At 57.2% G+C, this 9,217-nt stretch carries 6 protein-coding genes; 5 read left to right on the top strand and 1 reads right to left on the bottom strand.

What is annotated here, in order from left to right; genetic code table 11:
- Positions 1–3 precede the first annotated feature (3 nt).
- From ACWGS9_RS24790 to ACWGS9_RS24810, 5 genes are all read left to right on the top strand, one after another.
- Positions 4–954, top strand: a complete 951-nt coding sequence (locus ACWGS9_RS24790) for an ABC transporter permease (RefSeq protein ID WP_454507725.1) — start codon at positions 4–6, stop codon at positions 952–954.
- A gap of 8 nt (positions 955–962) precedes the next feature.
- Complete coding sequence (locus ACWGS9_RS24795; RefSeq protein WP_454507726.1) at positions 963–1,787, top strand: ABC transporter permease; 825 nt, start codon at positions 963–965, stop codon at positions 1,785–1,787.
- A complete protein-coding gene (locus ACWGS9_RS24800) occupies positions 1,780–3,417 on the top strand; it encodes an ABC transporter ATP-binding protein (RefSeq protein WP_454507727.1) in 1,638 nt (545 codons plus the stop codon). Before ACWGS9_RS24795 ends, ACWGS9_RS24800 begins: the two co-directional genes overlap by 8 nt.
- Positions 3,418–4,048: 631 nt before the next feature.
- Positions 4,049–5,479, top strand: coding sequence for a M20 family metallopeptidase (locus ACWGS9_RS24805; protein WP_454507734.1), 1,431 nt, complete (start codon positions 4,049–4,051; stop codon positions 5,477–5,479).
- Positions 5,480–5,628: 149 nt separating this feature from the next.
- On the top strand, positions 5,629–7,506 hold the full coding sequence (locus ACWGS9_RS24810; RefSeq protein WP_454507728.1) for an MBL fold metallo-hydrolase: 1,878 nt from the start codon (positions 5,629–5,631) through the stop codon (positions 7,504–7,506).
- Between the two features lie 144 nt (positions 7,507–7,650).
- Here ACWGS9_RS24810 and ACWGS9_RS24815 read toward each other — a convergent pair whose 3' ends face one another.
- The gene (locus ACWGS9_RS24815; RefSeq protein WP_454507729.1) at positions 7,651–9,060 is read right to left on the bottom strand and encodes a carbamoyltransferase C-terminal domain-containing protein; all 1,410 of its coding nucleotides are present in this window, start codon (positions 9,058–9,060) and stop codon (positions 7,651–7,653) included.
- Between the last annotated feature and the right edge of the window lie 157 nt (positions 9,061–9,217).

The following is a 9,217-nucleotide window of genomic DNA, read 5'->3' on the forward strand; positions in this document are numbered from 1 at the left end:
ACCATGGTTTCCAAGCTTGTTGCCCAGCGCATTGCGCTGGGCATCCTGTTGCTGGTCGCCGTTTCGGTTCTGATCTTCGCTGGCACCAATCTCCTGCCGGGCGATGTTGCGCAGGCCATTCTCGGCAAAACGGCGACGCCGCTGGCAATCGAGAACCTCAGAAAGGAAATGGGGCTCAACGACCCTGCCTATGTCAGGTATTTCCATTGGCTGTTCGGAATTCTGCATGGTGACCTGGGTACCGCGCTGACAACCAAGCTCAATATCGCCGCGTCTATCAAGGAGCGACTGTGGAACACACTGTTCCTCGCCTTCTGGGCCGCCATCGTGTCGATCCCGCTGGCCGTCATCCTGGGGCTTATTGCCGTTCGTCATCACAACGGCCCGGTCGACAAGCTGATTTCGGGGTTGGCGCTTGCCTCCACCTCGGTGCCGGAATTCTTCATCGGCTATTTGCTGGTCTATTTCCTCGCTGTCAAATTCCAGGTCTTCCCAGGCATTTCAACCGTCTATGACGGCATGTCCTTCCTCGACAGGATGAAAGCGATAGCGTTGCCCTGCACCGCGCTGACATTGGGCATTCTCGCACATATGATGCGTATGACCCGCGCCGCTATCCTCAACGTAATGCAGTCGGCTTACATTGAGACTGCCGAATTGAAAGGCCTGACGGCGTTTGAGGTCATCCGCAAGCACGCTTTACCCAATGCTCTTGCCCCCATCATCAATGTCGTGATCCTCAACCTCGCCTATCTCGTGGTGGGAGTCGTCGTCGTTGAGGTGATCTTCGTTTATCCGGGCATGGGTCAGTATCTGGTCGATCATGTCGCCATGCGGGACGTGCCGGTCGTCCAGGCCGTCGGTCTGATCTTCGCCGCCGTGTACATCTTTCTCAACGTCGTGGCCGACGTGGCATCCATTCTTGCCAATCCGCGCCTCAGGCATCCGAGATGAGGAGCGCCATGCTAAGACGTCTTCCTATCGGCGCGCTGATCGGCCTTATTATCACCACCCTCTTGTTTCTCGTGGCGATCTTTGCACAGTGGATCGCCCCCCATGGGCTTGGCGAGATTGTCGGCGGCGTCTGGGAGCCGATGTCGGCGAAATTTCTGTTCGGCACCGACAATCTCGGCCGCGACCTTTTCTCGCGCATGATCTATGGCGCCCAGACAACCATCTTCATTGCTGTCCTTGCGACCGCGCTCTCCTTTTCAATGGGGGCGATCCTCGGATTCACCGCCGCGGTGGTCGGCGGCTGGTTCGATGTGTTGATGTCGCGTTTCGTTGATCTCCTTATGGCGATCCCCTCCCTGATTCTTGCTCTCGTCGTGCTCTCCGTGCTGCCTTCGAAGCTGGTGACGCTGATCCTGGTTATGGGCACCCTCGACGGGACGCGTGTCTATCGTTTGTCACGCGCGGTAGCCTCTGACCTCAATGTCATGGACTTCGTCGAGGCCGCTAAGCTGCGAGGCGAAGGTAAGTGGTGGGTGATCTTCGCCGAGATACTGCCAAATGCGCTGTCGCCGCTGGTCTCTGAACTCGGGCTGCGCTTTATCTATGCGGTGCTCGTCCTCTCCGCTCTTTCATTCCTAGGCCTCGGCGTGCAGCCGCCGGCGGCGGACTGGGGCGGAATGGTCAAGGAGAACAAGGATGGCATCGTCTTCGGCATCCCAGCGGCGTTGATCCCGGCCGCGGCGATTGCGGCGCTTGCGATCTCCGTCAACCTGGTCGCCGACTGGATCCTGAACCGCACTACCGACCTCAAGGGGGGGCGCGGCAATGCCTGATGTTCTGCTCGATATTCGCAATCTCCGCATTGAGGCGACCACCTATCCGCGCGGCGAAAAGCCGACGACAGTCGCCATCGTCGATGACGTCTCCCTGACGCTCGAGAAGGGCAAGGTGCTCGGCCTTATCGGTGAATCCGGTGCCGGCAAATCCACCATCGGCCTGTCACCTATGGGCTATGGCCGCGGCGGTGTCCGCATCACCGGCGGCGAAGTCATTCTCAACGGCCGCGACATCCTCAAGCAGGGCAAGAACGGCCTCCGCAAGCTGCGCGGCCATGAGGTTTGCTATGTCGCGCAATCGGCCGCCGCCGCCCTGAATCCGGCACAGAGGCTGATGGACCAAGTCGTCGAGACTTGCCTCAAACACGGCTTAACCAGCCGCGCGGAGGCCGAACGCCGGGCAGTCGCGTTGTTCCGCAAGCTCAGCCTTCCCGATCCAGAAAATATCGGCGAGCGCTATCCGCACCAGGTTTCGGGCGGACAATTGCAACGCGTGATGACCGCGATGGCGCTCTGCCCCGAGCCCCATCTGATCATCTTCGACGAACCGACGACCGCCCTCGACGTGACGACCCAGATCGACGTGCTGGCCGCGATCAAGGAGGCGATCCACGACACTGGCGTGGCGGCACTCTACATCACTCATGACCTCGCGGTCGTAGCGCAGGTTGCCGACGACATCATGGTGCTGCGGCACGGCAAGCAGGTCGAAAAGGGCACGACGCGCGCCATCATCAACGAGCCGAGGGAAAGCTACACCAAGGCTCTAGTCTCGGTCCATCACATCGAGCATCAGGAGAAGCTGCCGACGCCCACACCAGTCCTGTCGGTCAAAAACGTCACCGCCGCCTATGGCCAGGGCGCGATTAAGGTGCTGAAGAATGTTTCCGTCGATATCCACCCTGGTCAGACGCTTGCCGTAGTCGGAGAATCCGGTTCCGGAAAGTCGACCCTGGCGCGCGCCATCACCGGCCTGCTACCGCCACAACAGGGCGAAATCACCTTCGACGGACGCAAGCTTTCGAACCAGCTGGCCCACCGGACGAAGGAAGACCTGCGCCAACTCCAGATGATCTACCAGATGGCCGATGTCGCGATGAATCCGCGCCACACGGTCGGCACCATCATCGGCCGGCCGCTGACCTTCTATTTCGGACTGAGAGGTGCCGAACGCGAGCGGCGGGTGCAAGAGCTCCTCGAAGAAATCGAGATGGGCACCGGCTTCCTGGACCGTTATCCGGCAGAGCTTTCAGGTGGGCAAAAGCAGCGCGTCTGCATCGCGCGCGCGCTTGCCGCCAAGCCGAAGCTCATCATCTGCGACGAGGTGACCTCAGCCCTCGATCCGCTGGTGGCCAATGGAATCCTGAAGCTGCTGCTCAAACTCCAGCAGATCGAGCAGGTGGCTTACCTCTTCATCACACACGATCTCGCGACGGTGAAGTCTATCGCAGATTCCATAGCCGTCATGTACCGCGGCGAGGTCGTGCGCTATGGGACAAAGACCCAAAGCTTGGCGCCGCCGTTCGACGATTACACTGATCTCCTTCTGTCATCCGTGCCGGAGATGGAAATCGGTTGGCTGGAGAACGCCATCGCCGGGCGCAAGATGGCGAGCGCTGGGAACTAACGACGTGACTCTTGGCGATTTCGTCCGGTTCAATGAAGTCCTTGCGCCGGTGTTCTCCCAGCGCCCGCGCAACCTTGCCCGGCGTCGAGCCGGGCCTTTTTATTCCAATTGACTCCAGACAAACTTGCCTGCCGGGAGAAGGCGCCTGCTACGGCCGGCAGTGTACCTGGTTAGCACTTTCAAATAGGGGTCCCGATCAACGCCATTCTACTGAACTATTGCACGCGGGCCGGATCTTCGGAGAACGAGAAGCATTCCGGCTTACGCGGGCGCTGTGGAGCAGGCTGCCATTGTCCTTAGGGCGTCCGTGGCGACGTTGTACTGGTGCTATTGTCAGTCATCTGCATCTACCAATTCGTAGGAGGTTGATGCCTGCTTGTTTGGCGGTTCGAGCATGAACGGAACCGAATTCGAGGGCTCAAGACTTCAATCAGGAAAACCGATGGCAATATCATAGTTGTTGGAGTGGCCTCGCTTGCCGCCAATTCGCGTCCGAAAATTCGTCGGCTTCTGCCCAGACTCCGTGTCCGATTCCTCTCTCGCTTTAGTGATGTCGCAGCCCTCATGGGAGAAAGACGTGAGCGCATCTACCCACCAGAACGATGGCAACACTTCAAGGACTTCAGCAAATATGGAAAATGATTGTCTCCGCCTTGATGAAATCGTCCGCCGCGTGGACGTGAAGGCAGCAGATTATTGCGCCTTGAGCGACCGCATCTGGGCGATGCCAGAATTAGCCTTTGATGAGCATCGCTCGGTTGCCGAGCACATCGCCATGCTCGAGCGCGAAGGCTTTCGCATCACCACGAATGTCGGCGGCATCGCTACAGCCTTCACCGCCGAATTTGGCGAGGGCAGCCCCATCATTGGCATCCTCGGCGAATACGACGCGCTTCCCGATCTTGCTCAGGTCTCTGGCGCAACTGAGCCCCGCGCGGCCGAGCCTGGACCAGGGCATGGTTGCGGGCACAATCTTCTCGGTTCCGGCTCCGCGCTTGCCGCAGTAGCTTTGAAAGATGCGCTCGCAACTGAACGCATTGAAGGTACTGTGCGTTTCTACGGCTGCCCGGCAGAGGAAGCTGGAGGGGGGAAGGCCTTTATGGCACGAGCCGGCGCCTTTGACGATCTCGATGCTGCCCTGTGTTGGCACCCGGCGGTAGTTAACGAAGTGCTGACTAAATCCTCGAACGCGGCAAAATGGGCGCGTTTCTCCTTTACCGGCAGGGCGGCGCACGCGGCGTCGGATCCACATTTGGGACGCAGCGCGCTCGACGCAGTCGAGTTGATGAATATTGGCGTCAACTACATGCGCGAGCACATGCCATCGAATGCTCGCGTTCATTATGCCATCATCAATGCCGGCGGCGAGTTCCCCAACGTAGTACAGGCATATGCCGAGTCGTCCTATTCCGTTCGCTCTCCGAGCGTGCAAGACGCTGAGCGGGTGTTCGAGCGCGTGCAAAAGATTGCAGAAGGTGCTGCGCTTATGACCGAGACCTCGGTGAAGGTGCAAATCACCGGTGGCTACTCCAACCTTTTGCCCAACAAAGCGCTGTATGACGTGATGTACGAGAACATGCGTCGTGTCGGTCCGCCCCCTTTTGACGCAGGAGACTATGAGTTCGCCAAGGAGCTTCGCAAGACGGCGCTGACGGACGAAGATGCGCTGGCAAGCGTCGTGGGGCGCGACGTCTCTTTGAAGGACAACCTCCTCCACGACGATCTTATCCCGTTGGGCACAGACCAGTTCGAGTTTGGCTCGACGGATGTGGGCGACGTCAGCTGGATCGTGCCGACCGCACAGTGTCAAACAGCGTGTTTCGCCATCGGCACCCCATTCCACAGTTGGCAGCTCGTCACCCAAGGCGATTTGCCGGCGGCCCATAAGGGAATGATATTGGCTGCCAAGGTCATCGCTTCTACGGCAGCAGATTGCATACGCAATCCAGAAATCATTGTTCGAGCAAAGGCGGAGTTGAAGCAACAAACGGGGGGGCGGCCATACCTTTGCCCAATACCCGCCGACGTCACGACCAGTGATCTGCGTGCAAAGATCCCATAAAGCCGCGCTCGCAATATTTGGTCGACGTTAAAGGGCTCCTCAATGCTGATGCGGAACGATCAACCGCGGCACTTTTAGCCCTCGCGGCATACTGTTCCCCCAATATTCAGGGCCCCGACAACACCGCTGTGTGCCTCTGAAGGATGCAAATGTCCCTAATCCAGCTCTCCGCCCACCTCTGGGTGTATGAAGATAGTTGCAATGTGTACATTTTGAAGAGTGGCAACCAGTGCCTGCTTATCGATACGGGATCAGGCACCGTTGTGCAGCACCTCGCAGGTATTGGCATCGAGCGAGTTGACTGGGTTCTGCATACCCACCATCACCGAGATCAGTGTTGGGGAACCCCCGCTGTACAAAGGGCTGGAGCAAAAGTCGCGGTTCCCGAATACGAGCGGCATCTGTTCGCCGACGCTGAAGCCTATTGGCAGACACGCCGTATCTACGACAATTATAATGACACCAGCACGTTCTTCTCACTGCCGGAAAATGTCCCCTGCGATGCCATTCTTGAAGACTATGGCACTTTCACTTGGCAAGAGTACGAATTTCGTATCATCCCCGCTAAAGGCCATACCTACGGGATGGTCAGCCTGATTACAGATGTCGACGGCAAGAAGGTCGCTTTTACAGGCGACTTGATGACCAGGGGCGGCAAACTCTACCAGCTGCACGCCATGGAGTATGGCTATGGGGATCTTCTCGGTATTGAGTTTACGATGCAGTCTATCCTTTCCCTCAAAAAAGAGAATGTTGAAACGGCATTTCCGTCACACGGAGAGCCTATCACCGAGGTGAGAGCGGACATTTCAGCGCTTGAAACCAGGCTCGAGGCAGTTGCGACCCTAGGGGGGAACCGTACCTCAGGCAAAGCCGGCGACGGGCGCAGTGAAGCAAAACTTTTGCGCGAGAGCCGCCTTCAACGTATCACGGAACATTTACTCTGGGCCGGACCCTACACCTGCTCCAACTTCTACATAGTCCTGAGCGGACACGGTCACGCAATGCTAATCGACTACGGATTGGCCTCCGATGGGCATCTTCATGTGGCTCCGGATCACGGAAGCATGCAGTCCCTGCGTTTTGTAGAGCATCACCTCGACCAACTGCGCGAGGACTATGGAGTGCGAGATATCGAACTTGTCCTTCCTACGCACATCCACGACGACCACATATGCGGCATCCCATATCTACAACAACATTGCGGTACCCAGTGCTGGGCACTCGATTGCGTTGCCCAGGTCATTGCCGATCCCGCAGCTTGGGCAAGCACGCCGTGCTGCTATGACAAACCGATCAAAGTTCAACGAATTTTGCGCGATGGCGAGGCATTTCATTGGAGGGGTTTTGATTTCGAAGTTCACTATGCCCCGGGACAGACCGAGTATCACTCGATCATAGTCGGCAACATCGATGGCAAGCGAATCCTCTTCAGCGGGGACAATCTGTTTTTATTCAACCCGCAAGCGGGAGGAATTGAGCGTGAGATCGCAATCCAAACTACAGTCATGCGCAATAGTTTTCAGTTGGAGATGCATTTCCGGTGCGCTGATGTCATGCGGGCATTGATGCCTGAGCTCATTTGCCCGGGCCATGGCGAGTTGTTTTCGATGGATTATTCGAGAACTATGGAGTACGTCGACTACATCGAGCGTAAGGAGAAAATCTTCCGCGATTTGGTGCGAGAGCCTGCAGACCGCTTCATAGATTTGTTCTGGGCGCGGATGTTGCCGTATGTGTCGACAGCTCGGGCGAACGATGAAGTGATGTACACGATCAAGGTTCGGAACAACTTGGATCGAACGGCTACCTACAGTGGCCGGCTATTGCCGCCCTCCGGCTGGACAACAAACTGCGAAAAAGAAAGCGTAGTACTTAAGCCCGGAGAGCGGGGCGAACTTCTGCTACGGGTGGTCGCGCCTTCGGAGGCAAAACCGCAAAGGAGGGTCATAACTGCAGAGGTCTTGATCGATAATGTGTCCCAGGGTCCTATCTGTGAAGCCGTCGTTTCGGTTGTGCCCCACTAAAGGAGGCTCTCCGAAGCCAAGACCGGCTTACAATAGCGGCAACCGGTATAAGGGTATAACTGGATCGGCGGCGTTTTGATTTCACGTACGTTGCAACGTCGGTCGAGCTGAACGCGCTGCCCGGGGGACCTCCCTTTCCCTGCGTCAAGCGGCATCTTTATGCTCGCCCGCCACCACGGGGGGCGCTTGTTTGATTACATAAAAAGAGTCGCCTATCACGAACCCATCGAGGCCCGCTGCCCGGGCATAGATTAACAGGTGGCTTGCGCGATTGATGAACCCCCTCCCGTTAAAGTTCAGCGACGTGTTGCAAAGAACACCGACCCCGCTTTTGGCCTTGAACGAGGTAAGGAGTTGAAACAAACGCGGATTTTGCTCGTGAGAAACTGTCTGCGCGCGAGCTGTGCCGTCGACATGAGTGACGGCCTCCAAACGGCTATCAAGAACCTTCTGGAAAAGAAGCATATAGGGGGATGGGCGCGCCAGATCGAAGTGGAGTGCGACGTCCGCTTCCAGGCAAACCGGCGCTATCGGACGGAAACCCTCCCGTTTCTTTATCCGATTGAGCCGTTCATGAGTACTCTTCGAGAAAGGCGCCGCGAGAATGGACCTATTGCCAAGCGCCCGCGGCCCAATTTCGCAGTTACCCTGTACCCAGCCGAGAACCTTGCCGTCTAACAACGCTGAGGCTATTTGGTCGTAGTCAAGTGCATGGACCTCGAGGTCGCTCCGATCAATTTCGTCCGATGCGAACGGCTGGCCTGAATAGACGTTCCATTTGATCTTCGATTTTCCGGTGAAATGTCTCATCGCGTCGACTGCAGTCCCAATGGCGGAGCCCGCATCATTTGTGCAGGGCGGAATAAAAACGTCTGCAAATAGGTTCGTTTCAAGCCAACGGCGGTTCCAGTCGCAATTCAATCCACACCCACCAGAAATCAGCAGCGGGTAGCGCTTCGTTAGGTTCTTCTCCGCAAAAACGCGAAACGTGTCGAAGATGGCGTCAGAAGCCCGCCTGGCTAAGTTGGTGAACTTCTGATGCGTTACCCCGATGTTATAGTAGGGCGAACTCCGAAAGTTCTCCTTGTACAGGGGGTAGACATCCGTCGGAACAAGGAAATCGATTAGCGCCTGCGCGTCCGAGTCGGCCGATTCGGCCTCTCCGAAAGCGCAAAGTGCCATTAGCTTGCCGGCGTCTTCAATACTCGTTGGTCCTGCGCTCGGTTCGGCGAGCGCGTAAAGAAAAGCATATTTGTGGCCCGGATTGGCGACCGCTTTGCCCTTATAGACGACGTGCAGGTGTTCATCGATTTCATAGAAATTGCCGCACCATCCTTCCCAGATCAGTGCATAGCAGGGCATCCCGGCCGGGAATGGCGACATGCCATAAGAGCCCCAGAGATGGGAGCGCTCGTGTGTCGAGGAATAGAATTGTATCTTGCGGCCGAAAATCGTCTTCTCGCCAACCATATCCGAACCTTGGCCTATGCCATAGTAGCCTACTGCGTCATGGTACCAGCCACCGACGGCAAAGATATCCGGAATGGAGTCCAATCGCCCGCCGGCCTCCAGGATTGTCCAGGGGGTAATGGCCGAATATCGAGAGAAGCTGTCTTTCTCAGCCTCGTATGAATGTATGCGTACGCTGAAGGCCGCGGAATGAAGCGTCGCGTGAGACAGCAGTGGTCGTTATGGTGGTGCGATCAGTTCA

The sequence above is a fragment of the Mesorhizobium sp. Arg314 genome, from assembly GCF_053714275.1.

Excerpts from the sequence above, each read along its gene's own strand:
- ACWGS9_RS24790 (WP_454507725.1), top strand. The coding sequence starts at position 4 with ATGGTTTCCAAGCTTGTTGCCCAGCGCATTGCGCTGGGCATCCTGTTG.
- ACWGS9_RS24795 (WP_454507726.1), top strand. The coding sequence starts at position 963 with ATGCTAAGACGTCTTCCTATCGGCGCGCTGATCGGCCTTATTATCACC.
- ACWGS9_RS24800 (WP_454507727.1), top strand. The coding sequence starts at position 1,780 with ATGCCTGATGTTCTGCTCGATATTCGCAATCTCCGCATTGAGGCGACC.
- ACWGS9_RS24805 (WP_454507734.1), top strand. The coding sequence starts at position 4,049 with ATGGAAAATGATTGTCTCCGCCTTGATGAAATCGTCCGCCGCGTGGAC.
- ACWGS9_RS24810 (WP_454507728.1), top strand. The coding sequence starts at position 5,629 with ATGTCCCTAATCCAGCTCTCCGCCCACCTCTGGGTGTATGAAGATAGT.